The sequence below is a fragment of the Acidisoma sp. L85 genome (genome assembly GCF_009765865.1).
Lineage (GTDB): Bacteria > Pseudomonadota > Alphaproteobacteria > Acetobacterales > Acetobacteraceae > Acidisoma.
Window position 1 is genome coordinate 153,518 of record NZ_LMUQ01000037.1, and the last position, 25,610, is coordinate 179,127.

A 25,610-nucleotide genomic window follows, 5' to 3' on the forward strand; every position below is an offset into this window, starting at 1 on the left:
AGCAATTTGCCGCTGATGGATTTCGTCGGCGACTATCTGCGCGCCCATGGCGTGCCTTTCCGCGTCAGTCACGACCCCACCGGGCAGAAGGCCAATATCCATGCGGTGATCGGCACACCCGGGCCCGGTGGTCTCGCGCTATCCGGCCATGTCGATACCGTGCCGGTCGAGGGCCAGGACTGGGCGAGCGACCCTTTCCGGCTGCGGCGGGACGGCGACCGCCTGTATGGGCGCGGCACCGCTGACATGAAGGGCTTCGTCGCCGCCTGCCTGAGCGCCGTCCCCGATTTGCAGGCGGCCCGGCTGGCGCGGCCCGTCCACCTCCTCATCACCTATGACGAGGAAGTCAGCTGCGACGGCGCCCGGCGGCTGATCGAGGATGTTGCCGAAAGCGGCTGGCAGCCGGCGCTTTGCGTGGTCGGCGAGCCGAGCCTCATGCAGCCGATCACCGCGCATAAGGGCCGGATGGCTCTGCGCGTCTCGGCGTGCGGCCGGGCGGGCCACTCCTCCACTCCGGATCGCGGGGTCAATGCCGTGACCGCCATCGCCGAGGCGGTGCGCTGGGTGGCGCAGCGGCAGCGGCGATTTGCCGCCGAGGGTCCGTTCATCGCGGGTTTCGAGCCGCCGCATAGCACCGCCCATGTCGGGGTGATGGGCGGCGGATCGGTGATCAACATCATTCCGGACCAGGCCTGGTGCGACATGGAGTGGCGCACGGTGCCGGGCGACAACTTCGACCGCGAGACGGCGGCGCTGCGCGCCTATCTCGCCACCGAGATCGAACCCGCAATGCATGCGGTCGATCCCGAGACGGGGTTCACGATCGAGGTGCTTAATTGGATTCCCGGTCTCTCGACCGCGGATAATCACGCGGTGGTCGATCTGGTTCGCCAGGCGACGGGGGCCAACGGGGCCGGCAAGGTGTCATACGGCACCGAGGCCGGGCTCTATGACGCGGCGGATATCCCAACGGTCGTCTGCGGTCCGGGTGATATCGCGCAGGCCCATCAGGCGGATGAATGGATCGCGGAGAGCCAACTCGTGGCCTGCGACGCCTTCATTCGCCGCGTCGCCCGTCTGGCCTGCGGATGATCGCGAGCGCCTCCCTCGCATTGCCGCCGCTGCCGCAATTCGCGGTCGAGCTGACGCCGCCCGATCTCTCGCCCTGGAACGCGGGCAATACCGGGATCGAGGGCTTCACTACCCGAGACAGCGGGTCGCCGGGTCCGCATCTTGTTCTCGTGTCGCTGATGCATGGCAACGAGCTGGCCGGGGCGATCGCGCTCGACCGGCTGTTGCGGGCGGATCTGCGGCCGGCGCGCGGGAAGCTCACCTTCGGCTTCGCCAATCTCGCCGCGTTCCGCCGCTTCGATGCGGCGGAGCCTGTGGCATCGCGCTATGTCGAGGAGGATCTCAACCGCGTCTGGGATCCGGCTTGGCTTGAGGGCGGGCGGCGGTCGCTGGAGATCGACCGGGCGCGGGATATGCGGCCCCTGATCGATACGGCGGATGCGCTGCTGGACCTGCATTCGATGCTGTGGCCCTCCATCCCGCTCATCCTGTGCGGCCCCACCGCACGCGGCCGCCAACTGGCCCAGGCGGTCGGAACGCCGGGGCTGGTGGTGTCGGATGCCGGTCACGCCAATGGGCGGCGGCTGATCGACTATGCGCCCTTCTCCAATCCGCATACGGCGCAGCGCGCGATCCTGGTCGAGGCCGGCCAGCATTGGGAGGAGCCGACCGTTGCCGCGACGCTGCGCGCGATCGGCGGCATGATGCGCACCCTGGGCATGGCGGCGAAAAACGAGCCAAGGCTGCCTCCCGTGACGGAGGATCCCCCTTCGCTCGCCGAGGTCACGGCGGTCATTACCGCGAGCACCGGCAGTTTCACCTTCACCCGCCCGTTCCGTGGCGGAGATCTGATCCCTCGCCGCGATACCCTGCTGGCGCTGGATGGCGGCATCGAGATCCGCACGCCTTATGACGACTGCCTGCTCATCATGCCAAGCCTCCGCCCCAGCCGAGGCCACACTGCGGTGCGGCTGGCGCGGCGGATGGGGTAGTATTCCGGGATTTCGTTGCGCGCCTCCCAGAGCGGGCAAGGTTTTCTTCGGAGCAAATCCCGGCGCGGATGGATGTCCCAGAGCGAGATGATCGACTACTGAACGGCGACAAGGTTTCGTCATGGCACGCGAAGGCCTGCCATCCACGCCTTCACCTTCGTGGAGAAAGGAAGCCGTGGATCCTCTGCCTTCGCCGAGGATGACGATACGGAACGAGAACCGTTCAACCAAAGACATCGTGCTCTAGGACCTTTGTTAATGCCTTGGCTCGTACCTGCGTGTTTCTGACCAACTGATCAATCCGGCACTCACTGACAGAGCATCAGCCGTCCTTCGGCGAACTGCGTATGTCCCGAGAATTTGCAGCGTGAAAGCCACCCATGCCCCAGCCGGCGCCGAGCCATGATCTGACGCGGACCGTCTTCGCCGTCCTGATCATCGGCATACTCATCATCGTCACGCTTTGGGTGGTGCGGCCCTTCCTGCCCGCTTTCATCTGGGCTGTGACGGTTTCCGTCGCGACCTGGCCGCTGCTGCAGCGGATGCAGCGGTTGCTGTGGGGAAGTCGTGGATTGGCGGTGGCGGTCATGACGCTGATCGTCCTGATCGTCTTCGTGCTGCCGTTCTGGCTCGCGACCATCACCATCCTCGGGCATGCGGGAGATCTGGCGGCCCTGGCGCAGGCCGCAGTCAGCTTCCGGCTGCCGCCGGCGCCGCATTGGCTCGAGACGCTGCCGCTGGTCGGTCCCAGCTTGGCCGAGCTGTGGCGGGATATCGATGCAAGCGGCCTCAGCAAGCTTGCGCCGACGCTACGGCCCTATGCGGGTTTGGCGATCGGCTGGCTGCTGGGCAGCATCGGCGGCCTGGGGCGCCTGCTGATCCAGTTCCTGCTGACCGTCGTGATTGTCGCCCTCATCGATGTCCATGCCGAAGCCGGGGTCCGGCTGCTCGACCGCTTCGGCCGCCGGCTCGCCGGAGAGCGCGGGGAGGAGATGGTGCGGCTGGCCGGGCGCTCCATCCGCGCCGTGGCGATGGGAGTGATGGTGACCTCGCTGGTCGAGACGCTGATCGGTGGCCTGGGGCTTTGGATAACCGGTGTGCCCTTCGCGGTGGTGCTGACGGCGGTGATGTTCGTGGTCTGCGTCGCGCAGGCCGGGCCAGGGCTGGTGCTGATCCCAGCCGTGATCTGGATGTTCGTCTACGGCGGCACAACGATGGCGGTGGTTCTGCTGCTGTTCACGATCCTGGCGATCGTGCTCGACAACGTGCTGCGGCCGGTCCTGATCAGGCGGCAGGCGGATTTGCCGCTGCTGCTGATCCTGGTCGGCGTGCTCGGCGGGCTTGTCGCCTTTGGCCTTATCGGATTGTTCATCGGCCCGGCCATCCTGGCGGTCAGCTACACGCTGATGCAGACCTGGATGGGCGATCCGCCGGCGAAGCTCAGCGCGGCCGACGGGAATGCGACGATCGCCCAATAAGGCTCGCGACGGGCTTCTTACCCCGATGTCGTCAGCCGCAAGCCAATGGTCCCGGCGATGATGGCGGCGATGGAGAGAACGCGGGCCACGGTGATCGGCTCGCCGAGGAGAATGACGCCGGTCACCGCCGTTCCGATGGTGCCGATGCCGGTCCAGACCGCATAGCCCGGACCGAGCGGCAGGCTCTTGAGCGAGAAGCTCAGCGCGAGGAAGCTCATTCCGGAGACCACTAAGGTGATCGCGGACGGCAAGAGGCGCGAAAAGCCTTGGGATTGCTTCAGGAAATAGGTCCAGACCGGCTCACACAGGCCAGAGAAAACGATCAGCAGCCAGGCCACCTCAGCGCGACCGCGCGCGCGTGGTCGTCACACCGGCTCTCCCTGAATGGGCGCCAGGCCGAGACCCGCCATGAGGGCGGTGACATCGGCCGTCGCCGCCTCGGCCTCCGTGACATCGGTGCCCTTGCTGACGATGGCGACGCCATGGCCGGCGTCACGCGCGAAGGGATAGCTGCCGACATCGAGCTCCGGATAGCGGTTCTGGATCGCCTCCAGGCCAGCGGCGATGGTGCCCTCCATCAGTCCCATCGCATAGACGGCGCGGGAAATGACCGGCTTGCCGCCAGCCAGGGTCGGCGCGAGCGCGTCGAACATCGCCTGCATGATGCGCGGCACCCCGGCCATGACATGGACATTGCCGATGCTGAAGCCAGGCGCCGCGGAGATCGCGTTTTTGATCAGCGTGGCGCCGCGCGGCATCGTCGCCATGCGGCGGCGGGCGGCATTGAACTCGCCTTTGGCGTAGCGCGCCTCCATCAGGGCGAAGGCCTCCGGGTGGATTTCCCAGGGCACGCCGAAAGCCGCCGAGATGCATTCGCTGGTGATGTCGTCATGGGTCGGCCCGATGCCGCCGGTGGTGAAGACATGGTCGAAGGCGGCCCGCACTTCGTTGACGGTGGCGATGATGGTCGCGGCGATGTCGGGGATGACCCGCACCTCGCGCAGCGGAATACCGATCTCGCCGAGGCGTGTGGCGAGGAACTTGATGTTGATGTCCTGCGTGCGGCCGGAGAGTATTTCATTGCCGATGACGAGAAGGCAGGCGGTCGGGTTAGGCATGGAGCCGGAGCCTCCTTCGGGGTCGTTTTCGTGCTTACAGGAAATCGCGCAGCATCGGCAGCAAGGGTTTATCGGCGGGCAACATAGGGAAATCGGCGAGTTCATCCGCCCGCACCCAGCGCAAGGTTTGCCCTTCCCTTGCCGATGGAATGCCCTGCCAGCGGCGGCAGAGGAATAGAGGCATGAGCAGATGAAAGCGCTCATAGGCGTGCGAGGCGAAGGCGAAGGGCGCCAGGCTCGACCGTGACAGTTCGATACCGAGTTCCTCGCGCAGTTCGCGGACCAGCGTCGCTTCCGGGCTCTCGCCGGGCTCCATCTTGCCGCCGGGGAACTCCCAGAGGCCCGCCATGGCGCGGCCCTCGGGACGGCGGGCGATCAGCACGCGGGTCTCGGCATCGACCAGGGCACAGGCGGCGACGAGCAGCATGGGCAGCCCGTTCTCCAGCGCCGGCGGGCTCGGGGCAGGCGTCTCCAAGGCGGCGAGAGCCGGGATATCGGCCCTTGTCGCGGTGAAACTCAGCACCGGCTGCTTGCTGCCGCGCGCGCGGAACATCTCGCGCCCGGCGCCCGTCTCGCGGAAGCCGATGCGGCGCAGCACGGCGGCGGAGGCGGGGTTGTTGGCCGCCGCCACCGCCTCGACCTCGTCGAGGTCGAGATTGGCGAGGGCCCAGCGCAACATGCGGCCGGCGGCCTCGGTGGCGACGCCATGGCCCCAGTAGCGCCGGCCGATCCAATAGCCGAGCGTGGCGCGCCGCTTGCCCTGCACCAGCTTGAGGCCGACCGCGCCGATCAGGAGTTCGCTTCCGTCCTCCCGCCCCGTGATCGCGAGGTGGAAGGCGCGGCCCTCCCGTCGCTTCTTCACGGCATCGGCGAGCCACTCCTGCGCGTCCTCGAGGGGATAAGGGAAATGGACGGTCTGCAGCATCCGGCAGACCTCCCAGTCATTGAGGAGGCGGTGGAGGTGTTCCGCATCGGCGGGTTGGAATGGGCGTAGCAGGAGACGCTCGGTGGTGAGGGTCGGATACGACTCCTCCGCCGCGCTTTCACTCGCGCTGGTTTTCACGCTGAGGGGGGCCTCAGCTCCGATAGCTTCCATTGATGTCGATGTAGCCGTGCGTGAGGTCGCAGGTCCAGACAGTCGCGGCGCCTTCGCCGAGGCCGATATCGACGGCGATGAGGATCTCCCGCCCCTTCATATGGGCGACCACCGGGGCCTCGTCATAGCCGGCCACCACGGTGCCATCGCGGGCCATCCAGGTGCCGCCGATGCCGACCGCCAGACGGTCGCGGTCGGCGGGTTCCCCGGCTTTGCCGACGGCCATGACGATGCGTCCCCAGTTCGCGTCCTCTCCGGCGACGGCGGTTTTGACCAGGGGCGAATGGGCGATGGCGAAGGCGATGCGCTTGGCCGAGATGGCAGAGACAGCGCCCGTCACCTCGATGCGGATAAGCTTCTGCGCGCCCTCCCCATCCCGCGCGACTTGCAGGGCGAGATCGGCGAGCACGGCGTTCAAAGCCTCGGCGAAACCCGCAAGGGCGGGGTCGTCTGCGCTGCTGACCGCCGGATGCGCCGCCTGGCCGGTGGCGAAGAGCAGAAGGGTGTCGCTGGTCGAGGTGTCGCTATCGACTGTGATGCAGTTGAAGCTGGGCGCGACGCCGCGCTCCAATAGCGTCTGCAGCACGCTCGCGGGGATCGCGGCGTCGGTGGCGACGAAGCTCAGCATGGTCGCCATGTCGGGGGCGATCATGCCGCTGCCCTTGGCGATGCCGTTGATGGTGACCGCCGTGCCGCCGATGCGGGCGCGGCGGGTGCTCGCCTTCGGAAACGTGTCGGTGGTCATGATGGCGCGGGCCGCGTCTTCCCACCCGTTCTCGCCGAGGGCGGCGTGGAGCGCGGGGAGTGCCGCGGTCAGGCGCTCATGCGGCAGAACCTCGCCGATCACCCCGGTCGAGGCGACGAAGACCGCGGCGGGCGCGCAACCGGCGAGTGCGGCAGCGGCCTCGGCGGTGGCGCGCACGCTTTCGGCGCCGGCGCGGCCCGTAAAGACATTGGCGTTGCCGGCATTGACCACCAGCGCGCGGGCGGCGCCGGCGGGCAGCACCTCCCGGCACCAGTCGATCGGCGCGCCGGGGCAGAGGTTGCGGGTGAAGACGCCAGCGACAGTGGTGCCGGGCGCGAAGGCCATCATCATGAGGTCGCGGCGCCCGCGATAGCGAATGCCGGCCTCCGCGGCCCCAAGCCGGACGCCCGGCACGGGGCCGAGCAAGGGCAAGGGAACCGCGAGGGGCGAGACCTCGGTGATCTTGGCCATGGCGCCGGCGCGGCTACTGAGCCGCGGGCTTCGCGGGAGCCGGTGCGGCGGCTGGCGCTGGCGTGGCGGAGGGTGCCGCGGCAGCCGGTGCGCCGGGGGCTGGGCCGTTGGGTCCCGCCATCGGCGTGCCGTCCGGGCCGAATTCCTTGATCGTCACCTGGCTGCGCACCTGGGTCAGCAGCTTGTGGACATTCTCCTGGATCAGATCATTGCGGATTTTGTCATGCACATCGGCGAGGCTGGGCGCCGGATCGGTCTTGTGGCCGAGCACCTGGATCACATGATAGCCGAACTGGGTGTGAACGGGGGTCTGGGTGATCTGGCCGTCCTTCAACGAGAAGGCCGCCTCAGCGAATTCGGGCACCATATCGGTCTTCTTGAAGTAGCCGAGATCGCCACCGTTCGCCGCACCGGGATCCTTGCTATATTTCTTCGCGAGCTTGGCGAAATCCGCGCCATGGTCGAGCTGCTTGATGATGTCCTTGGCCTGCTGCTCGTTCGACACGAGGATATGGCGCGCATGCACCTCCTCGATCCCCGGCTTATCGGCGTAGTCCTTGGCATAGACGGCCTTCACGGCATCCTCGGTGATGGCCGGGCCGACAACCTTCGAGACGAGGGCGCCTTGGAGCACCTGGTCGATCCCGACGGCGATGCGCTTCTGCACCAGCGGGTCGTTCTGCAGACCATCCTTGCGGGCGGCGATCGCCATGGCCTTCTGATCGACGAGCTGCTCGAGCAGGATCGGGTAGAGCTGATCGGGCGGCATGCCCTGGAGCTGCTGCGGCAGGTTGCGCGTGAGTTCGGAGACATCCGCGAGGTGGATATCCTGGCCGTTCACAGTCGCGACGACGGTGTTCGGATCGACGGGCGCCTGCGCCTGGGCACCGGCCGGGGCGGGTGCCATGGTGCCCGGCGGGGCGCCGGCGGCCGGTGGTGACTGCGCGCTGGCAAGGGATGGGAGGGCCAGCGAGAGGCCGCTGGTCACCAATGCGGCTAGGCAGGCACGCGAAAAAAGGCGGTCGGAACGCATGAGAGACCTCGCGGGGCGATGGCTGGGGCAGGATGGGGCGGGACAATGGCGGAAGAGCCATGGCATCACAAGGCGGCGGGCGTTAACGCTTGTTCATAACGCTCGCGTTGACCGGTGCGGGCCAGGATCCTATCACTGCGCCCCTCCGCACCGGATGAGCCCGGGCCGTGCCACAGACCGGGCGGCTCCGCGGATGCCGGCGGGATCGCCTCCCGGCCCTATCTGACCCAAGGTTCACATGTTCGGATCTCTCGCTCGCGCCATTTTCGGAACCAGCAACGAACGCGTCCTCAAGGGCTATCGCCGGATCGTGCCCGAGGTCAATGCCTTGGAGCCCCAGATCTCGGCGCTGACCGATGAGGCTTTGCGCGGCAAAACGGCTGAGTTCCGCCAGCGCCTGGCCGGCGGCGCCACGCTGGACGAGCTGATGCCCGAAGCCTTCGCGGTGGTGCGGGAGGCGTCCAAGCGCGTGCTCGGGCTGCGCCACTTCGACGTGCAGCTGGTGGGCGGCGTCGTACTGCATTCCGGGCGCATCGCCGAGATGAAGACCGGCGAGGGCAAGACCCTGGTCGCCACTCTGCCCGTCTACCTCAATGCGCTGCCCGGCAAGGGCGTCCATGTCGTGACGGTGAACGACTATCTGGCGCGACGCGACGCGGAGGATATGGGCCGGCTGTACGGCTTCCTCGGCCTTTCCACCGGCATCATCGTGCACGGGCTGGAGGACGGGCAGCGCCAGGCGAGCTACGCCTGCGATATCACCTACGGCACCAACAACGAATTCGGCTTTGACTACTTGCGCGACAACATGAAGTACCGGCTGGAGGACATGGTCCAGCGCGACTTCAACTACGCGATCGTCGATGAGGTCGATAGCATCCTGATCGACGAGGCGCGCACGCCGCTCATCATCTCCGGCCCGGCCGAGGATAGTTCCGACCTGTACCGCCAGGTCGATCTCATCGTGCTGCAGATGGCAAAAGAGCCGGAAACCTTCGAGAAGGACGAGAAGGCCCGCAGCGTGACCCTGACCGAAGCGGGCAACGAGCGCGCGGAGGAAATACTCCGCGCCCACGGCATCCTGCTCGAAGGCAATCTCTACGACGTCCACAATATTTCCATGCTGCATCACGTGCAGCAGAGCCTGCGCGCGCATGTGCTGTTCACCCGCGACGTCGATTACATCACGCGCGACGACAAGGTGGTGATCATCGACGAGTTCACCGGCCGCATGATGGAAGGCCGCCGCTATTCCGAAGGGCTGCATCAAGCGCTCGAGGCCAAGGAGCACGTCACGGTCCAGCCCGAGAACCAGACACTCGCCTCCATCACCTTCCAGAATTACTTCCGGCTCTATCCCAAGCTCGCCGGGATGACCGGCACGGCGATGACCGAGGCCGACGAGTTCGAGGAAATCTACAAGCTCTCGGTGGTCGATATCCCCACCAACGTAGGCGTGGCGCGCAAGGATGAGGACGACGAGGTCTATCGCACGGCGGAGGAGAAATACGCCGCCGTCGGCACGCTGATCGCCGAGACGCGGAAACGCGGCCAGCCGGTTCTGGTCGGCACGACGAGCATCGAAAAGAGCGAGCTGCTCAGCGAAATCCTGACGCAACAGAATGTGCCGCATGCGGTGCTGAACGCGCGCTTCCATGAGCAGGAAGCGGCGATCATCGCCCAGGCGGGCGCGCCGGGCGCCATCACCATCGCGACCAACATGGCCGGGCGCGGCACCGACATCAAACTCGGCGGCAATGTCGAGATGCGCCGCAAGCTCGAACTCGCGGAGATCACCGACCCTGAGGAATACGACCGCCGTAATGTCGAGCTGGTGGCCGAGATCGCGCGCAACCACGATGCGGTGGTCGCGGCCGGCGGGTTGTATGTCATCGGCACGGAGCGGCATGAGAGCCGGCGTATCGACAATCAGTTGCGCGGGCGATCGGGCCGTCAGGGCGACCCTGGGCACAGCCGATTCTTCCTGTCGCTCGAAGACGACCTCATGCGCATCTTCGGTTCGGACCGGATGGGCGGGATGCTGCAGCGCCTCGGCCTCAAGCCGGGTGAGGCGATCACCCATCCTTGGATCAACCGCGCGCTGGAAAAGGCGCAGAAGAAGGTCGAGGCGCGCAACTTCGATACCCGCAAGACGCTGCTCAAATACGACGACGTGATGAATGACCAGCGCAAGGAGGTCTATGCCCAGCGCCGCGAATTCATGAAGTCCGAGGATGTCTCGGAGATGCTTTCGCAGATGCGCAACGAGGTCATCTCCGCGGTGGTCTCCCGCCGCATTCCCGAGAAGGCTTTCGCCGAGCAGTGGGAAACCGCGGAGCTTGCCGAGGATGTCGAGCGGTTGCTGAACCTGTCACTGCCGATCGTCGATTGGGGCCGCGAGGAGGGCATCGACGAGACCGGTATCCGCGAGCGCATAGAGTCGACGGCTGATTCGATGATGGCGGCGAAGACGGCCAATTTCGGCCCCGACCTGATGCGGATGGTCGAGAAGTCACTGCTGTTGCAAACGCTCGACCAGGTTTGGAAGGAGCATCTGCTGAACCTGGATCACTTGCGGCAGGGCATCGGGCTGCGCGCCTATGGTCAGCTCGATCCGCTGCGCGAATACAAGTCCGAGGCGTTCTCGCTGTTCGGGGCACTGCTGGAGGATCTCAAGGAGAGGGTTACGTCGATCGTGTCGCGGGTCGAGCTTGGGCGGCCGGTGGAAGCCGAGCCCGCTTTGCCCCCGATGATCGAGAGCCATCCTGAGCCGTCGCTGATGTCGATGATGGGCGATCCGGATTTGGCGACGGGCTCACCCACGGGCCTCGCCGTCGCGGTGGCGGAGAGCGGCACGACGCTGGCGGAATTGCCCGCCGAGTGGCGCGCAACGCCGCGCAACGCCGCCTGCCCCTGCGGGTCAGGGAAGAAGTTCAAATACTGCCACGGGAAACTTTAAAGCCGCTGAAGCCGAATTAGGCGCGGCGGCTCCTCAATCAGCTGGTTAGGGCGGCTCAGCTGGCGCAAGCGTGCGCAACACATACTCCAGTGGTTCAGCCGAGACCCGGATGCCGCCCGAGAAGGGGTGGTCGAGGGCGACGACCATGAAGAGCGCCATGAAGATGACAGCAGCCAGCATGCCCGCCATCAGGGTTTGCGCGAATAGATTCTTGGCGCCGAAGAAAAAAGTGAAGGACAGCGTCAGCAGCGCGCCGAAAAACAGCACGAGCCACAAAACACCGGGCACGATACCGCCGGAAAGCTCGAACCTCGCGCGTCGGCCTTCGGTCATGGCCGTGAGCTGGTTGAGCATCGCCTGCATGACGACTTCGTCTCGTGTATTATTCGGGGAGACGGCAAGCACGGCAGTGTAGATGTCGGTAAGTGCCTGCGTCGCGACGGGACTGATTTTGCCGCGATCCATTGCGGGCCAGTCATCTTTCCCGGCGCTCTCCAGATAGTGCGACAGCGCGCGGTCGATCGCAGGGCGATGGGCGGCGTCGACACCGGGCGACAAGCGGTAGATCGAGGCAGCGGCGGCGGCTTCCTCCGTCACCGCCGCTCCCGCATCGCGAAACCTCTCCCAGACCACGATGACGGCGAAGCCGAGCAGCACCGCGTAGATCACGCCGAGCACGGCGAATTTGAAGCCGGCGACCTCGTTGTTGGTGATCAGCCGGTCCAGTCCGAAAATCTTTCGGACGAGATACGGGCCGACCATGGTGAGCCCGGTCATCACGACGACAATCAGCAGCGCCGAAAGCCAAAGCGGCAGCTGGGATAGCCAAAGCGTCATGCCGTGGCAGCGGGCGTGGGCGCCGGAGGTGTCACCGGCTTGCGGGCGCCGCTGCGCCACTCATCGAAGCGCTGCAGCACGACGAAGAAGGACGGCACGAACAGCACCGCGAGCAGGGTCGAGGCGGCCATGCCGCTGAACACCGTGATGCCGATGGTCTTGCGCGAGTTGGCGCCCGCGCCGGTCGCGAGGATGAGCGGCACGACGCCGAGCATGAAGGCGAAGGAGGTCATCAGGATCGGCCGCAGACGGGCATGCGAGGCGGCGCGGGCCGCTTCCAAGATCGACAGCCCATGGATCGCTCGCTGCTCACGCGCGACCTCGACGATGAGGATGGCGTTCTTCGCGGCGAGCGCGATGAGCAGAAGCAAGCCCACCTGCGTGTAGAGATTGTTGTCGAGACCGAGCAGCCCCAGTACCAGCGCGGGACCCAGCAGCGCGAGCGGGACGGCGAGCAAGACGGCGATGGGCGTGATCCAGCTTTCGTATTGGCCGGCGAGCACGAGATAGACCAGCAGCAGCGCGAAGCCGAAGGCGTAGATGATTTGGCCGCCGGCGGCTTTCTCCTGATAGGACATCGCGGTCCAGTCGAAGGCCGAGCCGCGCGGCAGGTTATGCGCCGCCACCTGCTGCATGAGATCGAGCGACTGGCCCGAGCTGAAGCCCGCCGCCGCGCCACCGACGATCGTCGCGGAGGGGTAGAGATTGTACAGGCTGATCAGCGACGGCCCCACCATCGGCTTGATGCGGACCAGGGTGCCGAGCGGGATCATCGTCGTGCCGTCCTCGGCCCGTACCTGCAGCTGCTCTAGCTGATCCGGGCGCAGGCGATCGGGTGCATCGGCCTGGGCATAGACCTGGAAGGTCATGCCGAATTTGTTGAACTGGTTGATGTAGGTCGAGCCGAGATAGGAGGAGATGGTCGCGAAAATCTCTCCGATATTGACGTGCAGGGTCTCCGCCTTCACGCGATCGACCACGACCTGATACTGCGGCACCCCGGCGCGGAATGAGGTACTGGGATGGGCAATGCCGCTCTGGCCCGCCGCGGCACTCACCATGGTTCGCGCGATGGTCTGCAGCTTGGCGTAGTCGGCGCTGCCGTCCCGTAGTTCCACGACCATGTCGAAGCCGTTGGAATTGCCGATGCCCTGGATCGCCGGCGGCACCAGGACGAAAGTCGCGGCCGACTGCACCGCCTGCAACTGGCGCGTGAGGTTCATGTAGATCGAGCGAAGATCCTCGCCCTTACCGCGCTTGCTCCAGTCCTTCAGAATCACATAGGCGACGCCGGCATTGGCGAGCGTCGCGCTGTTGTCGAGAATCGAGATGCCGTTGATGTTGATGACGGTGGCGACGCCCGGCGTGGCTTGCGCGATCTGCTGGATCTTGGCGAGCGTCTGCGTCGTCCGGCCGAGCGAGGCACCATCAGGCAATTGCGCGCCGATCAGGAGATAGCCCTGATCCTCGGTCGGCAGGAAGCCGGTCGGCAGCCGCGCGATGCCCCAGACGGCGAAGCCCATCAGCACAAGGGCGATCAGCGCCATCGGGCCGGCATGATTGGTCATATGGGCGATCAGGCCGGCATACCATCTGGCGAGGCCGTCGTAGCCGTGGTTGAAGCCGCGGGCGAGGATGTTGCGCTTCTCGGGTGCCTTCGGGACGCGCAGCCAAAGCGCGCATTGCGTGGGCGTGAGCGTCGCGGCGTTGATGGCGCTGATGAGCGCCGTCGCCGCGATCACCAAGGCGAACTGCGCATACATCTGGCCGGTGAGGCCCGGTGTCATCGAGGCCGGGATGAACACCGACATGAGCACCAGCGTGATGCCGACGATCGGGCCGAACAGATCCCGCATGGCGCTGATCGCCGAATCGTGGCCGTTCAGCCCCTTCTCGAGGTACTGGGCGGCACCTTCCACCACCACGATCGCATCATCCACCACGATGCCGATCGACAGCACGATGGCGAAGAGCGTCGACATATTGATGGTGAAGCCGAGCGCCGACATCGCCGCAAAGGCGCCGATGACGGTGATCGGCACCGTCGTGGCCGGCACCAGGGTCGCGCGCCAATCCTGCAGGAAGACCAGGATGACGACCAGCACCAGAATGCCGGCCTCGATGAGGGTCTTGTAGACCTCCTCAACCGAGGCGGAGACGAAGAGCGTGGTGTCGAAGGGAATCCCGTAGGTGAGGTCCTGCGGGAAGGTTTTGGACAGCCCCGCCATCGCCTTCCGCACTTCGGTCGCGACCTGGAGCGCATTGGCACCGGGCGTCTGGTAGATGCCGATACCCGTGGCCGGCTGACCGTTGAGCGTGAAAGCCTGGCCGTACGTTTGGGCGCCGAGCTCGACCCGCGCGACGTCGCGCACCCGTGTTACGAGCCCGTTCGCGCCGGGCGCGGTCTTGACTATGATGTCTTTGAATTGGTCGACGTCGGTCAGGCGCCCCTGGATATTGATCGTGTATTGGAAAGCCTGCCCGGCCGGTGCCGGGGGCGCACCGATCTGACCAGCCGTCACGGCCTGGCTCTGCTGCGACACCGCGTTGATTACGTCACTCGGCGTCAGGTTGCGCGCCTTGAGCGCATTTGGGTCGAGCCACAGGCGCATCGCGTAATTGCCGGCGCCGAAGACCGCGACATTGCCGACACCGGGCAGACGTGCCAGCGGATTGACCAGGTTGATGGTGGCGTAATTGCTCAGATAGAGGCCGCTGTAGCGATTATTCGGCGAACTCAGCGTGATGATCTGCAGGATCGCGGTCGATTTCTGCTGGACGACGACGCCCTGCGCCTGCACGGCGGGCGGCAGCTGGGCGAGCGCCGCGGAGACGCGGTTCTGCACCAGCACCTGGGCGAAGTTGAGGTCGGTGCCGATCTTGAAGGTGACGATGAGGTTGTACGTGCCGTCACTGGCGCTGGTGGACTGCATGTACAGCATGTCCTGCACGCCGTTGACCTGCTGCTCGATCGGCAAGGCAACAGTATCGATCAGGGTGCGGGAGCTGGCGCCGGGGTAACTGGTGGAGACCTGCACGGTCGGCGGCACGACATTCGGATACTGCGCGATCGGCAGACCGAGCAAAGCGACGAGGCCGATCACCACGAAGACAATGGCGATGACGTTCGAGAGAACGGGCCGCTCGATGAAGAATTTCGAGAACATGCGGGGCTACTGGGCCGCGGGCTTGGCGGGTGCGGCGGCCGGCGCAGGGGTATCAGGTGGCGCCGCAAGCGTGGTCAGCGTCGGCGTCACCTTCTCGCCAGGTATCGCGCGCTGCAAACCATCCACGACGACATGGTCGTCTGGCGCGAGGCCGTTATCGATCACCCGCAAGGTGCCGACCAGCGGCCCTGTGGTGACAGTGCGCTGCTGCACCGTATTGGTGCCATCGACGACCATGAGATAGGAGCCCGCCTGATCGGAGCCGAGCGCCGTGTCGGGCACCAGCATGGCGTTAGGTTGTTTGCCGAGCGGCACGCGCACCCGGACGAACATGCCGGGCAGCAGAACGTGGTCTGTATTGGACAATTGGCCGCGTGCGGAAAGGGTGCCCGCGGTCGGGTCCACTGTCGGCGCGGTGTAGTCGAGGAGGCCGGCATGCGGGAAGCCGGTTTCGGTTTGCAGCCCTACATCGACCGGCACGTTCTTGATCTCAGCGAGCGAGATGCCGCGGGCGCGCAGATTGGCCCGGATCCGCTGCACGTCCGTCTCGCTGACCGAGAAGTTCACGTAGATCGGGCTGAGTTGCACGATGGTCGATAAGGTCGTGGTGGGCGAGGAGGTCACCATGTCACCGACAGAGACAAGGTGCGCTGAAACCAGGCCGTCGAACGGCGCCTTCACCTGGGTATAGGAGTAGTTGATTGCGGCGAGCTGGACGCTGGATTTCGCCTGATCGAGATCGGCTTGGGCGCCGTCCATCTTGGCCTGGGCTGTGTCGAGATCGGCGACCGAGTTGACGCCCTGGTTCCGCAAGGTCGATTGGCGGGCATATTGCTGCTGCGCCTGGATAAGCGCCGCCTGCTGCGCGGCCTGCTGCGCCTGGGCCTGCTGCAACTGGGCATAATAGGGCGGCGGCTCGATGGTGAAGAGCGTGTCGCCCTTCTTCATCTCGGTGCCATCGACGTAATTCTGGCTGTAGAGGAAGCCGTTGACGCGGGCGACGAGCGGCACCGTGTTGATCGCGGCAATGTTGCCGGTGGTTTCCAGGTAGCGCGTGACTTCCTGCTTCAGCGGCACGGCCACACTGACCTGCGGCGGCGGCGGCGCCACGTATTCGTTGGACTTTTTGCATCCCGCCAGCAGCCCGGCAAAGGCCAGCGCCAGGAATACGCCGCGACACACTGTGCTCGGACTGGCGGAGATGTGATGGGCGGGCGAAACGCGGAGGAAAATGGCCAAACGAAGCCTTCCCGCGCCGAAACGCGCGAAATCACAGGGATGAAATGCCAAACGCAGCAAGACTCGGCGCCGAGGCCGGAGGCACCCTAGGTGCCTTGACGCTGAATCTGCAAGAGAATTTCCGATGGTTTCGGCTTCGCACGCCAATTGGTCACAAAATCGCGATGCACCAAGCTGTCGGCAGCGGGGAATGGCACGGGCGCGTAAGGCAGGGTTGATCCGGACGCTCGCAACCGCACATCGGCTTCAGCCGCCTGGCTTCAGGCGACTCATTTTGGAGGAACGGCAATGGTCGATACATCGAAGATCATAGAACATTCGGAGGTCGTCGGGTCCGACGGCCAACATGTCGGAACCGTCGACCATCTGGACGGCAGCCGCCTCAAGTTGACCAAGAAGGACCCGGCCGCGCATGGCGAGCATCACTATATCGATCTCAGCCTGATCGCCTCCGTCGGCGACAAGGTGACGCTGAACGTCTCCGCCGCCGAAGCCCAGAAGAAAGCCGCGACCGCCTGAACCAATGGGGCGCCCTAAGCTGGGCGTCCCATCCTGGGTTATTTCGGCACAATGGCGTTGAGGAAGAACGCCACCGCGGCGAAGACCACGACGCTCACCCCGTAGATCGCCACGAACCACGCCCAACGCCGCAGACGAGGCCGCGCCACGAACCACTCGGTGCGCGCACGCGCCCCCGGTAGCCGCGAGGTGGCGGCGGCTAGACGGTCGAAGGCATCACGCCTGTCAGTGGTAATGCGCACCGGGTTCCACCTTGCCACGGAAAATATAATACGAGAGCGCGTTGTAGCCGAGGATGAGCGGGATCATCACCGCCGCCCCGACCAGCAGGAAGATCTGGCTGGAAGGCACGGAGGCCGCCTGCCAGATATCGAGCGACGGCGGCACGATCATGGGGAAGATCGAGTAGCCGAGGCCGAGGAAGCCCAAAACAAACCAGCCGAGCGCGCAGAAGAACGGCCTGCGGTCGTGCTGTCCCTCCTCTTTCTTCAAACTGGCGAAGAAGACGAAAGCCAGGACAACGGAGAGAATCGGGGCGACGGCGGTCGCGAGGATGCCCGGCCAGGCAAACCAGCGATGGGAGAAGCTGGGGTTGAGGGTGGGTGTCCACAGGCTGACGACGAGCAGCATCGCAAGCATGACGATGCCCAGCACCTGCGTGTGCCGCCGCATATTGGTATGCAGCTTGCCCGAGGTGCGCCACAGCAACCAGCTCGACCCCAACAGCGCGTAGCCGAAAACTACCGCGATGCCGCAGAACACCGTGAAGCCGGTCAGCCAATCGAAGGGACCGCCGGAGAACTGAAGGTCGGCCGACGACTTCGTGCCCTGGATCAGCGCGCCCAGAATGGCGCCCTGGCAAAACGCGGCGAGCACGGAACCGCCGAAGAAGCTCCAGTCCCAGCGGCGGCGCTGGCTCTCGATCGCCCGAAAGCGGAACTCGAAGGCGACACCGCGAAAGATGAGCCCCAGCAGCATGAGGATCACCAGCGGATAGACCGATGGCAGGATCACGCTATAGGCCGCCGGGAAGGCGCCGTAGAGGCCGCTGCCGCCCAGCACCAACCACGTCTCGTTGCCGTCCCATACCGGCGCGATGGTATTGACCATCACGTCGCGGTCATGCGGCTCGGGCTCGACCGCGAAGAGCATGCCGACGCCGAGGTCGAAGCCGTCGAGCGTGACATAGGCGAGGATGACGAAGGCCAGGATGCAGGCCCAGATGACGGGCAGAATGGGATGCCCAGCCAGATCGGCGATCATTCCGCGGGCACTCCTTGTGAGCGGTCACCCGCTCCGGGGTGGGGTTCGGTTCGCTTTCCCGTGCCGCCTGCCGGACCGGGGGTGATGCCCTGGGTGCGCTGCGGCGGATCATTCGACGGCGGCGCTTCGTCGAGACTCGGCGGATTGGCCATCATCGCCAGCAAGTAACGGATGCCGACACCGAAGACGACGAAGTAGATGATCAGGATGAGGGTGCAGGAGAAGATCACCATCGGGAGCGTGACGGGCGACGCGCTGTCCACGGTTCGCAGCAGGCCATAGACCGTCCAGGGCTGCCGCCCGGTCTCTGTCACCGTCCAGCCTGCTAGGATGCAGATGAAGCCGGCCGGACCCATGGCCGTGATCAAGCGGTGGAATAGCGGCGTATCGTAAAGTCTTCCTCGGAAGCGGAGCCATAGGCTGAGGAAGCCAGCCAGCATCATCAGCACGCCGAGACCGACCATCACGCGGAAAGCCCAGAAGGTCACGAAGACGACCGGCCAGTCATTCTTGGGGAAGGCGTCTAGCCCTTTGACGGTGCCGTCCCAGGTATGGGTCAGGATGAGGGAGCCGAGGTGGGGCAGCGAAATCGCGTAGTCGTTGCGGGCGGTGTCCACGTTGGGCAGGCCGAAGAGCACCAAAGGCTGGCCGGCCAGCGTGGTGAAGTCACCCTCCATCGCCGCGATTTTAGCCGGCTGATATTGCAGGGTGTTCCGGCCCTGCGCGTCTCCGGCGAATAGCTGGACCGGCATGCCGAGGGCGGCCATCCACATCGCCATGGAGAACATCAGCCGCGCCACCTCGTTGCGGCGATCGCGCAGCAGGTGGAATGCGCCGACCCCGCCGACCACGAAGGCGACCGACATATAGGCCGCGATGACCATGTGGACCCAGCGGAAGGGGAAGCTCGGATTGAAGCAAATCGCCAGCCAATCCTTGGGCACAAACTCGCCATGCTGACCGATCGCGTAGCCGACCGGCGTCTGCATCCAGGAATTGGCCATCAGGATCCAGGTGGCCGAGATCAGCGTGCCGATCGCCACCATGCAGGTCGCGAGCAGATGCAGCTTGGGTCCCACCCGCTTCAGCCCGAAGATCATGATGCCGAGGAAGCCGGCCTCCAGGAAGAACGCGGTGAGCGTTTCCCAGGCGAGCAGCGGGCCCAGGATGGGGCCGACTTTCAGGGAATAGCCGCTCCAGTTCGTGCCGATCTCGTAGGCCATGACGAGGCCGGAGACGACGCCCATGGCGAAGCCCACCGAGAAGATCTTCAGCCAGTAGCGGTAGGCCGCCATATAGGCTTCCCGCCCGGTGATCGACCACAGGATTTCCAGCACCGCGAGGTAGCTGGCGAGGCCGATCGAGAAGGCGGGGAACAGGATGTGAAAGGCGATGGTGAAGCCGAATTGGCCCCGAGCCAGCACCACCGCTAGGGCGGGCGCATGGGCGATCATGGCAGCATCTCCTGATCCTCGTCCTGTTCCTGATTTTCGCTGGTGGCCAAGGTACCCCCCGCGCCAGCACGCCGACGCCGCTGTTCGGAACCGAGCAGCGGAAGCCGGTTCTTCAGTTCAAGCAGCCGCACGACCTTGCCCCCGAGTTGGAGAAGCTGGGTAAGCTGATCGGTTTCGAGCTTTTGCACATCCTCGGACCACCTCGTTATCAATTCGATCAGGTCGTGCATCTCCCGCATACGGGATTGGGCATGGCGATCACTGGCGGTCGCCGCCTTCTCCATAAGGAGATCGCGCAGCACGGAAAGGGTGGGATCGATTTCCCGCCGCCGCCGCTCCTCCGCCAAGGTCCGGACGATCTGCCACACGTCGTCCGGCGTGGAGAAATGCTCGCGCCGGTCGCCGGGCAGATGCTGCAGGCGGACGAGGCGCCACGATTGCAGCTCCTTTAAACCCATTGAAACGTTCGAGCGGGAGAAGCGCAGCACCTCGGCGATCTCATCGGCGGGTAGCGGACGGGGCGAGACGTAGAGCAAGGCGCAGATCTGGCCGACCGTGCGGTTGATGCCCCAGCGGCTGCCCATCTCGCCAAAATGCAGGACGAAAGCCTCGGAGAGCGGAGACAGCTCCACGGCCAGAACTTTCAGTAAATTCTGAAATTAAGATATCTACAGTAGATTCGCTCGTCAAATGACGGTTTGGAGCGGTCTGTCATCGCGGTCAGACCACGTTGTCGGGGGTCAGGCGGCAGACCGCGTCGTCGATCTCGATCTGCAGCGTGGCGTGGCCGATGCGGAAGCGTTGGCGAAGTTCCTGGCAGGTGCGTTGCAGGAACACGTCGCCGGGATGCGGGCCGGGAATGACGAGATGGCTCGTCAGCGCGGTTTCGGTCGTGCTCATGGCCCAGATATGCAGGTCGTGGATGCGCTCGACCCCTGGGAGGCTTTCGAGGTAGCGGCGCACGGCGGCCGGCTCGATCGCCTCGGGAACCGCATCGAGCGACATGCCGAGCGATTGCCGCAGCAGACCCCAGGTGCCCCAGACGATGACGACGGCAATCACGATGCTGATCGCCGGGTCAAGCCGGTTCCAGCCGGTGAAGGCGATGACGATCGCCGCTACCACGACCCCGGCCGAGACAAGGGCGTCGTAGGCCATGTGCAGAAAGGCGCCGCGCAGGTTGATGTCATTCTTGCTCCCGGAGGCGAAGAGCCACGCGCTGATGGCGTTGATCGCGATGCCGACGGCGGCGACGATGATGACGACGCGTGGCGCCACCGCTTCCGGCGTGACCAGCCGCCGGATCGCCTCCAGCAGGATCGCCCCCGTGGCGAGGAGCAACAGGCCAGCGTTGAAGAGTGCCGCCAGGATGGTGCTGCGGCCCATGCCATAGGTGAAGCGCGCGGTGGGCCGCCGCCGCCCCAGCACCGTCGCCAGCCAGGCGGCGGCGAGGCCGAGGACATCGGTCAGGTTATGGGCACCGTCCGCCACCAACGCGACCGAGCCACCCAGGAAGCCATAGACGACCTCCAGCACCACGAAGCCGATGTTGAGCAGGATGCCGATGAGGAAAGCCCGCCCGAAACTCGCCGGCGCGTGGACGTGCCCCGCATGGGAATGCCCCGCATGGGAATGGCCCTCATGCGAATGCTCGTCGTGGGCGTGGCCTTCGTGCTCATGGTCTTCGTGCTCATGGTCTTCGTGCTCATGGTCTTCGTGATCGTGGTCTTCGCCTGATCCGTGCCCATGTGAGTTCATCGGCCGAGACCTCCCGGGGCGGCGCCCGGTCCTTCCTCTTGCGGCGGCAGTAATCCGTGGCCACAAGGGCGCCGTAATGAAAGCCCCTCGCCCATGCTAAAGCTTCGCGTAATTCCCTGTCTGGACGTCAAGGACGGCCGGGTGGTGAAGGGCGTCAATTTCGTCTCTCTCCGCGATGCCGGCGATCCGGTCGAGCAGGCCGCGCTGTATGACGCGGCCGGCGCCGACGAGCTAACTTTCCTCGACATTACCGCAAGTCACGAGAATCGCGACACGATCCTCGATGTCGTTGCCAAGACATCCGCACGCATCTTCCTGCCGCTGACGGTGGGGGGCGGCATCCGCTCGACCGCCGACATGCGCCGCCTGCTGCTGGCCGGGGCTGACAAATGCAGCATCAACTCGGCCGCCATCGCCCGGCCGGAGCTTGTCGCCGAGGCGGCCGAGAAGTTCGGCAGCCAATGCGTGACCGTGGCTGTCGATGCGCGGGCCGTGCCAGGCGGCGGCTGGGAGGTTTTCAGCCACGGCGGCAGGGTCGCGACAGGGCTCGATGCCGTGCAGTGGTGCCAGCGGATGGCGGCGACGGGTGCGGGCGAGATCCTGCTCACGAGCATGGACCGGGATGGCACGGGCCGCGGGTTCGACCTCGATTTGTTAGCTCAAGTTTGCGGCACCGTAACGGTTCCGGTGGTAGCGTCCGGCGGTGTGGGTGAGCTGCGGCATTTCGTGGAAGGCGCGCGCGCCGGCGCTACCGGCCTTTTGGCCGCAAGTGTTTTCCATTTCGGACAATTTACGATTTCGGCGGTTAAGATGGCATTGAATGAAGCAGGCTTGGCCGTGCGCCTGGCTCAGTAGATCGAGGATACCGGGACCTTATGGCCAAAGCGACCAAGACCAAGCCCAAGCTCAAGACGACGAAGAAGGCAACGACATCGAAACGCGTTGCTGCAAAGGCCAAGGCGTCGCGCGTTACTGCCAAGAAAGCCATGCCGAAGACGCCGGCGGTTTCTTCCTTGGCATCGGCGGACGCGACGGTGCTCGACCGGCTCTGGGAGACGATTGTCAGCCGCCGCGAGGTCGATCCGGCGATCAGCCATTCCGCGCGCCTGCTATCGCGCGGGACCGCGAAGATCGCGCAGAAATTCGGCGAGGAGGCGGTGGAATGTGTGATCGAGGCGGTGTCGGGCGCCAGCCGCTCGGCACTCGTCGGAGAAAGTGCTGACGTGCTCTACCATCTGCTTGTGCTGTGGGTGGATGCGGAAGTGGCGCCGGAGGAGGTTTGGGCGGAGCTGATGCGCCGCGAAGGTATCAGCGGCGTGGCCGAGAAGGCGTCTCGGCTGAACAATTTGCGGAGCAGGGAGCAGATCGCGAGTACGAAGATTCCTTGAGGGTTGGGCGGTACGAGCGTTTGGCCGAGTTCCGCGCTCGGCCATTCAGCGCCTCAGCCTATTGCCTATTTGTCGTAAGATGCGCTCACTCTTGGTGGTGCCGGTGGAGCTTGCCGTCGCGCCAATGCAGCTTGGCGCTTCTCCTCTAGATCTCGAAAATGGCACCAGACATAATCTCCCTCGTCGCCCGGCCGAATGAGAGATTCGCCGTTTCGGTTGCGAATCTCCATGATCCGCTTCAGACCTGCCTCGTTGATGGTGATCATGGGGATTTCGACGACCCGGGTGACACCGTCGAAGTCGGTGTAATTTATGAGCTTGTTTACTCCCAAATGGGAGAGGCTGTAGTATTTGCCTGGAGCGGAGCTCTTTACCCAACAGTTTAGCTGTTCGTTTCGCAGCTCTTCCGGAACGGAGTAATACGTCGCTCTCGGCTGCAATGGCGTCAACGACGGCCATTCGTCCAATGCCTCACGAATGGTGAAATTGTATTGCTTGAAAGGTGACCGCGGTGGCCGGCCGCCGTGCGGGGACGCCAGTGGAACGCCTGTGTATCGGGCGGGCAGGCGAGCTCCAGCGGGCGGGCGAAACACGGGAACGTCCTGCTGCGCCTGGACTTCGAGACGACTTGGACCATTAACACTCAGGGACATGACTGCGCTCCTTCGATCAGCGCATTATCCGCACAATCGTTAACATCTCTTAAGCATCGCGGTCGTTAGAGGAGTGACTCGTGTGCCTAGGCGCCACGCGATGGGCCGGTCGGAGTGGCTCCGGCGGGTGCCGCCGCTGTCGGCATTTACTTTAGCGGATAGGGCGGAGAAACGATCCGTCGGAAGGTAGCATAGAGTTTCTCATTTTCCTTCTTCGCAGCTTGACTATGACGCCAGACCACATCGGCATCGTCGCCCACCAGCATAGGCTCTTCGCCGCGCGCCTTGCGTGCCGCAATGATGTGTTCGATGCCCAGCTTGGACACAGTAACTTTGTTCGAAAATAATAAATTGATTCTGTAGTATTTGTTGCCGACAGAGCTTTTGCCGTTTGTCAGCTCCTTTTCGCGTAGCTCCTTGGGAACTGACTCGACCAATTTCTGCCACGCCTCCGACGATAGGTCGAAAAAACGAAGCTTCGCATCATCAAGATTTGCAAACGAGTTTCTACCTGCCCATGGCAGCCTCGGCTTTTGCGGTTTCCGCGTTTCAGCAGCGCGTTGTGCCGGTGAAAGAAGAGAAAACTCCGCGCCGGATCCGCCAGAGGAGTGGCTGCTAGCGGCAGTCAGATACAAGCCAAATTCATCGGGCTTCCAGTAGGCGGAAAGCTGTCGAACAGGTAGGTTCACGGTCATAACAGCCCTCCGCCAATCAGCCCATCAAAGCAGAGAATTCCTTAACGCACTCTCAGCGCTCCAATATCAGAGCAGAGACTCCTGTGCCGGAACGCCGCGCCCAGCCCCGCGCCGGGTCGGCGCGCCTCCGGCCGTTGCGGCCACCGCGCCATCCTCGAAGCGCAGGTTGAGGCGGGCGCCGGGGGATATGCCGGCCGCCGCCGTCACCGCGTGGCCGCCCTCGTCCGTCACCAGCGCGAAGCCGCGCGCGAGCACCGCCATGTAGGAGACCGAATCGAGGCGAGCCGCGAGACCGGCAAGCTGTGCCGAAGCCTCTCGCCTTTGCGCGAGAACAGGTCCCGGATGCAGCCGCGCGCTGATGCGGCCCTCCAACTGCCGGGCCTCGCCGATGCGATGGCGCCCGCAGGCGATCAAGCCTTGCGCCGCGAGGCCGAGCCCATGCTGACGCAGCCCCAGAAGCTGCGGCAGACCGATGCGCAGCCGTGTCTCCTCCTCGCGCAGATGCCGTGCGAGGCCGTCGAGCCAATGGCCCGAATCGGGCAGACGCCCGACCACCTGACGCAGTTCGGACCGCCGGCGTTCCAGCAAGTTCGGCAAGGCGAGGCGCTGACGCTCGGCCCGGTCGTCCAGCCGCTGGCGCGCATGGCCGAGCGCGGTCGCCATATCCGGCAAGCCGCGCGCCCCCGCCGCCAGGTGCAGACGGTTCTCGCTCATGAAGCGCGCGAGGGCGGCCGAGATGCGTCCGCCACGCTGGGCGACATCGGCGATTAGCTCCATCCGCGCGGGTATTGCCATCTCGGCCGCCGCCGTGGGCGTGGGCGCCCGGCGGTCAGAGGCAAAATCGATGAGCGTGGTGTCCGTCTCATGGCCCACGGCGGAGATCAGCGGAATGGTGCAGGCCGCCGCGGCGCGGACCACTGCCTCGTCGTTGAAGGCCATGAGGTCTTCCAGACTGCCACCACCGCGCGCGACGATCAGCACGTCGGGTCGGGGAATCGGGCCGCCATACGGCAAAGCGGAGAAACCGGCGATGGCGGCGGCGATGCGCGCGGCGGCGCCCTCGCCCTGCACCGCCACCGGCCAGAGCAGGATCGGGCGGGGGAAGCGGCGCGCGATGGTGGTGCGGATGTCCTGCAGCACCGCGCCCTGCTCCGAAGTCACGACGCCGATTACCGTTGGCAACATGGGCAAAGGCCGCTTGCCGGCGATGTCGAACAGACCCTCGGCGGTGAGGCGCTGGCGCAAAAGCTCGATCCGGGCGAGCAGCGCGCCGGCACCGGCATAGTCCATCCGCTCGACGATGAGCTGGTAGCTCGAACGCTCGCCATAGGCGGTGATGCGGCCGGTGGCGATCACCTCGACACCGTTTTCCGGCACCAGCCCGAGACGGGAGACGGAGCCTTTCCAGACGATGCCGGCGAGCTTGCCGTTCTCGTCCTTGAGCGAGAAATACATGTGGCCGGAAGCGTAGCGCTTGAATTCGGTGATCTCGCCGCGCACGCGGACACGGCCGAAGGCGCCCTCCAGCGTGCGTTTCACGGCGGCGGAAATCTCGCCGACCGAATATTCGGGGATATTGCCGGTGAGGAGCGTGGCGGAGTCGTCGGTTTCGGGCATGGCGGCAGGATATGCTAGAGGCGCCCCGACATGAAGATTGCCCGATGGGCAGGAGGG

The 25,610-nt window shown here is 65.2% G+C and carries 23 protein-coding genes; 7 read left to right on the forward strand and 16 right to left on the reverse strand.

Annotated features, from left to right (window positions below; genetic code table 11):
- From argE to ydiK, 3 genes are all read left to right on the forward strand, one after another.
- Nucleotides 1-1,092 (forward strand): acetylornithine deacetylase (gene argE, locus GSQ83_RS09895; protein ID WP_158802707.1); only part of this gene is annotated, 1,092 nt, incomplete at its 5' end.
- A complete protein-coding gene (locus GSQ83_RS09900; protein WP_158802708.1) occupies nucleotides 1,089-2,063 on the forward strand; it encodes a succinylglutamate desuccinylase/aspartoacylase family protein in 975 nt (324 codons plus the stop codon). The genes argE and GSQ83_RS09900, both read left to right, overlap by 4 nt.
- 380 nt (nucleotides 2,064-2,443) lie before the next feature.
- Complete coding sequence (gene ydiK, locus GSQ83_RS09905; RefSeq protein ID WP_158802709.1) at nucleotides 2,444-3,541, forward strand: AI-2E family transporter YdiK; 1,098 nt, start codon at nucleotides 2,444-2,446, stop codon at nucleotides 3,539-3,541.
- A gap of 17 nt (nucleotides 3,542-3,558) precedes the next feature.
- Here ydiK and GSQ83_RS09910 read toward each other — a convergent pair whose 3' ends face one another.
- Genes GSQ83_RS09910 through GSQ83_RS09930 form a run of 5 tightly spaced genes read right to left on the reverse strand, consistent with a single transcriptional unit; the run spans nucleotide 3,559 to nucleotide 8,004 of the window.
- Nucleotides 3,559-3,879, reverse strand: coding sequence for a multidrug efflux SMR transporter (locus GSQ83_RS09910; protein ID WP_158802710.1), 321 nt, complete (start codon nucleotides 3,877-3,879; stop codon nucleotides 3,559-3,561).
- Between the two features lie 27 nt (nucleotides 3,880-3,906).
- A complete protein-coding gene (locus GSQ83_RS09915) occupies nucleotides 3,907-4,659 on the reverse strand; it encodes a molybdopterin-binding protein (RefSeq protein ID WP_158802711.1) in 753 nt (250 codons plus the stop codon).
- 34 nt (nucleotides 4,660-4,693) lie between these two features.
- Complete coding sequence (locus GSQ83_RS09920) at nucleotides 4,694-5,722, reverse strand: bifunctional GNAT family N-acetyltransferase/(deoxy)nucleoside triphosphate pyrophosphohydrolase (protein WP_254065593.1); 1,029 nt, start codon at nucleotides 5,720-5,722, stop codon at nucleotides 4,694-4,696.
- A gap of 13 nt (nucleotides 5,723-5,735) precedes the next feature.
- Nucleotides 5,736-6,971: a bifunctional glutamate N-acetyltransferase/amino-acid acetyltransferase ArgJ gene (gene argJ / locus GSQ83_RS09925; protein ID WP_158802713.1), complete on the reverse strand. Its 1,236-nt coding sequence runs from the start codon at nucleotides 6,969-6,971 to the stop codon at nucleotides 5,736-5,738.
- Between the two features lie 13 nt (nucleotides 6,972-6,984).
- Nucleotides 6,985-8,004, reverse strand: a complete 1,020-nt coding sequence (locus tag GSQ83_RS09930) for a peptidylprolyl isomerase (RefSeq protein ID WP_254065594.1) — start codon at nucleotides 8,002-8,004, stop codon at nucleotides 6,985-6,987.
- A 238-nt stretch (nucleotides 8,005-8,242) separates the two neighbouring features.
- Here GSQ83_RS09930 and secA point away from each other — a divergent pair, with 238 nt between their 5' ends.
- Nucleotides 8,243-10,963, forward strand: coding sequence for a preprotein translocase subunit SecA (secA, locus tag GSQ83_RS09935; RefSeq protein ID WP_158802714.1), 2,721 nt, complete (start codon nucleotides 8,243-8,245; stop codon nucleotides 10,961-10,963).
- Between the two features lie 45 nt (nucleotides 10,964-11,008).
- Here the strand turns inward: secA and GSQ83_RS09940 are convergent, their stop codons facing one another.
- From GSQ83_RS09940 to GSQ83_RS09950, 3 genes are read right to left on the reverse strand one after another with little or no spacing between them, the layout of a single operon-like run.
- A complete protein-coding gene (locus GSQ83_RS09940) occupies nucleotides 11,009-11,860 on the reverse strand; it encodes a DUF4239 domain-containing protein (RefSeq protein WP_216850024.1) in 852 nt (283 codons plus the stop codon).
- Nucleotides 11,797-14,967, reverse strand: a complete 3,171-nt coding sequence (locus tag GSQ83_RS09945) for an efflux RND transporter permease subunit (RefSeq protein WP_158802716.1) — start codon at nucleotides 14,965-14,967, stop codon at nucleotides 11,797-11,799. The genes GSQ83_RS09940 and GSQ83_RS09945 overlap by 64 nt, the downstream gene beginning before the upstream one ends.
- 6 nt (nucleotides 14,968-14,973) lie before the next feature.
- Nucleotides 14,974-16,206 (reverse strand): efflux RND transporter periplasmic adaptor subunit, encoded by a 1,233-nt coding sequence (locus GSQ83_RS09950; protein ID WP_254065595.1) that lies wholly within the window; start codon nucleotides 16,204-16,206, stop codon nucleotides 14,974-14,976.
- A gap of 288 nt (nucleotides 16,207-16,494) precedes the next feature.
- On the opposite strand from GSQ83_RS09950, the gene GSQ83_RS09955 reads away from it, so the two are divergent.
- Nucleotides 16,495-16,725 (forward strand): DUF2171 domain-containing protein, encoded by a 231-nt coding sequence (locus GSQ83_RS09955; RefSeq protein WP_158802717.1) that lies wholly within the window; start codon nucleotides 16,495-16,497, stop codon nucleotides 16,723-16,725.
- A 38-nt stretch (nucleotides 16,726-16,763) separates the two neighbouring features.
- Here GSQ83_RS09955 and GSQ83_RS09960 read toward each other — a convergent pair whose 3' ends face one another.
- From GSQ83_RS09960 to GSQ83_RS09980, 5 genes are all read right to left on the reverse strand, one after another.
- Nucleotides 16,764-16,967 (reverse strand): hypothetical protein, encoded by a 204-nt coding sequence (locus tag GSQ83_RS09960; RefSeq protein ID WP_158802718.1) that lies wholly within the window; start codon nucleotides 16,965-16,967, stop codon nucleotides 16,764-16,766.
- Nucleotides 16,951-17,988 carry a cytochrome d ubiquinol oxidase subunit II gene (gene cydB, locus GSQ83_RS09965; RefSeq protein WP_158802719.1) on the reverse strand — a complete coding sequence of 346 codons (1,038 nt, stop codon included), beginning with the start codon at nucleotides 17,986-17,988 and terminating at the stop codon, nucleotides 16,951-16,953. Before cydB ends, GSQ83_RS09960 begins: the two co-directional genes overlap by 17 nt.
- Nucleotides 17,985-19,442 carry a cytochrome ubiquinol oxidase subunit I gene (locus GSQ83_RS09970; protein ID WP_158802720.1) on the reverse strand — a complete coding sequence of 486 codons (1,458 nt, stop codon included), beginning with the start codon at nucleotides 19,440-19,442 and terminating at the stop codon, nucleotides 17,985-17,987. Before GSQ83_RS09970 ends, cydB begins: the two co-directional genes overlap by 4 nt.
- Nucleotides 19,439-20,074 carry a GbsR/MarR family transcriptional regulator gene (locus GSQ83_RS09975; protein ID WP_158802722.1) on the reverse strand — a complete coding sequence of 212 codons (636 nt, stop codon included), beginning with the start codon at nucleotides 20,072-20,074 and terminating at the stop codon, nucleotides 19,439-19,441. The genes GSQ83_RS09970 and GSQ83_RS09975 overlap by 4 nt, the downstream gene beginning before the upstream one ends.
- Before the next feature lie 88 nt (nucleotides 20,075-20,162).
- A complete protein-coding gene (locus tag GSQ83_RS09980) occupies nucleotides 20,163-21,200 on the reverse strand; it encodes a cation diffusion facilitator family transporter (protein ID WP_158802723.1) in 1,038 nt (345 codons plus the stop codon).
- A 93-nt stretch (nucleotides 21,201-21,293) separates the two neighbouring features.
- On the opposite strand from GSQ83_RS09980, the gene hisF reads away from it, so the two are divergent.
- Both hisF and GSQ83_RS09990 read left to right on the forward strand, forming a co-directional pair.
- On the forward strand, nucleotides 21,294-22,055 hold the full coding sequence (hisF, locus tag GSQ83_RS09985; protein ID WP_158802725.1) for an imidazole glycerol phosphate synthase subunit HisF: 762 nt from the start codon (nucleotides 21,294-21,296) through the stop codon (nucleotides 22,053-22,055).
- Nucleotides 22,056-22,075: 20 nt separating this feature from the next.
- Complete coding sequence (locus GSQ83_RS09990; protein ID WP_158802726.1) at nucleotides 22,076-22,588, forward strand: phosphoribosyl-ATP diphosphatase; 513 nt, start codon at nucleotides 22,076-22,078, stop codon at nucleotides 22,586-22,588.
- A gap of 65 nt (nucleotides 22,589-22,653) precedes the next feature.
- Here the strand turns inward: GSQ83_RS09990 and GSQ83_RS09995 are convergent, their stop codons facing one another.
- The 3 genes from GSQ83_RS09995 to xseA all read right to left on the reverse strand — a co-directional run bounded on the left by GSQ83_RS09995 (nucleotide 22,654) and on the right by xseA (nucleotide 25,553).
- Nucleotides 22,654-23,241, reverse strand: coding sequence for a hypothetical protein (locus tag GSQ83_RS09995; RefSeq protein WP_158802727.1), 588 nt, complete (start codon nucleotides 23,239-23,241; stop codon nucleotides 22,654-22,656).
- Between the two features lie 146 nt (nucleotides 23,242-23,387).
- On the reverse strand, nucleotides 23,388-23,936 hold the full coding sequence (locus tag GSQ83_RS10000; RefSeq protein WP_158802729.1) for a hypothetical protein: 549 nt from the start codon (nucleotides 23,934-23,936) through the stop codon (nucleotides 23,388-23,390).
- Nucleotides 23,937-24,002: 66 nt separating this feature from the next.
- Complete coding sequence (xseA, locus tag GSQ83_RS10005; protein WP_158802730.1) at nucleotides 24,003-25,553, reverse strand: exodeoxyribonuclease VII large subunit; 1,551 nt, start codon at nucleotides 25,551-25,553, stop codon at nucleotides 24,003-24,005.
- Nucleotides 25,554-25,610 lie beyond the last annotated feature (57 nt).

Coding starts and splice junctions, on each gene's coding strand:
- GSQ83_RS09900 (WP_158802708.1), top strand. CDS start 1,089: ATGATCGCGAGCGCCTCCCTCGCATTGCCGCCGCTGCCGCAATTCGCG.
- ydiK (WP_158802709.1), top strand. CDS start 2,444: ATGCCCCAGCCGGCGCCGAGCCATGATCTGACGCGGACCGTCTTCGCC.
- GSQ83_RS09915 (WP_158802711.1), bottom strand. CDS start 4,659: ATGCCTAACCCGACCGCCTGCCTTCTCGTCATCGGCAATGAAATACTC.
- argJ (WP_158802713.1), bottom strand. CDS start 6,971: ATGGCCAAGATCACCGAGGTCTCGCCCCTCGCGGTTCCCTTGCCCTTG.
- GSQ83_RS09930 (WP_254065594.1), bottom strand. CDS start 8,004: ATGCGTTCCGACCGCCTTTTTTCGCGTGCCTGCCTAGCCGCATTGGTG.
- secA (WP_158802714.1), top strand. CDS start 8,243: ATGTTCGGATCTCTCGCTCGCGCCATTTTCGGAACCAGCAACGAACGC.
- GSQ83_RS09945 (WP_158802716.1), bottom strand. CDS start 14,967: ATGTTCTCGAAATTCTTCATCGAGCGGCCCGTTCTCTCGAACGTCATC.
- GSQ83_RS09955 (WP_158802717.1), top strand. CDS start 16,495: ATGGTCGATACATCGAAGATCATAGAACATTCGGAGGTCGTCGGGTCC.
- cydB (WP_158802719.1), bottom strand. CDS start 17,988: ATGATCGCCGATCTGGCTGGGCATCCCATTCTGCCCGTCATCTGGGCC.
- GSQ83_RS09970 (WP_158802720.1), bottom strand. CDS start 19,442: ATGATCGCCCATGCGCCCGCCCTAGCGGTGGTGCTGGCTCGGGGCCAA.
- GSQ83_RS09980 (WP_158802723.1), bottom strand. CDS start 21,200: ATGAACTCACATGGGCACGGATCAGGCGAAGACCACGATCACGAAGAC.
- hisF (WP_158802725.1), top strand. CDS start 21,294: ATGCTAAAGCTTCGCGTAATTCCCTGTCTGGACGTCAAGGACGGCCGG.
- GSQ83_RS09990 (WP_158802726.1), top strand. CDS start 22,076: ATGGCCAAAGCGACCAAGACCAAGCCCAAGCTCAAGACGACGAAGAAG.
- GSQ83_RS09995 (WP_158802727.1), bottom strand. CDS start 23,241: ATGTCCCTGAGTGTTAATGGTCCAAGTCGTCTCGAAGTCCAGGCGCAG.
- GSQ83_RS10000 (WP_158802729.1), bottom strand. CDS start 23,936: ATGACCGTGAACCTACCTGTTCGACAGCTTTCCGCCTACTGGAAGCCC.
- xseA (WP_158802730.1), bottom strand. CDS start 25,553: ATGCCCGAAACCGACGACTCCGCCACGCTCCTCACCGGCAATATCCCC.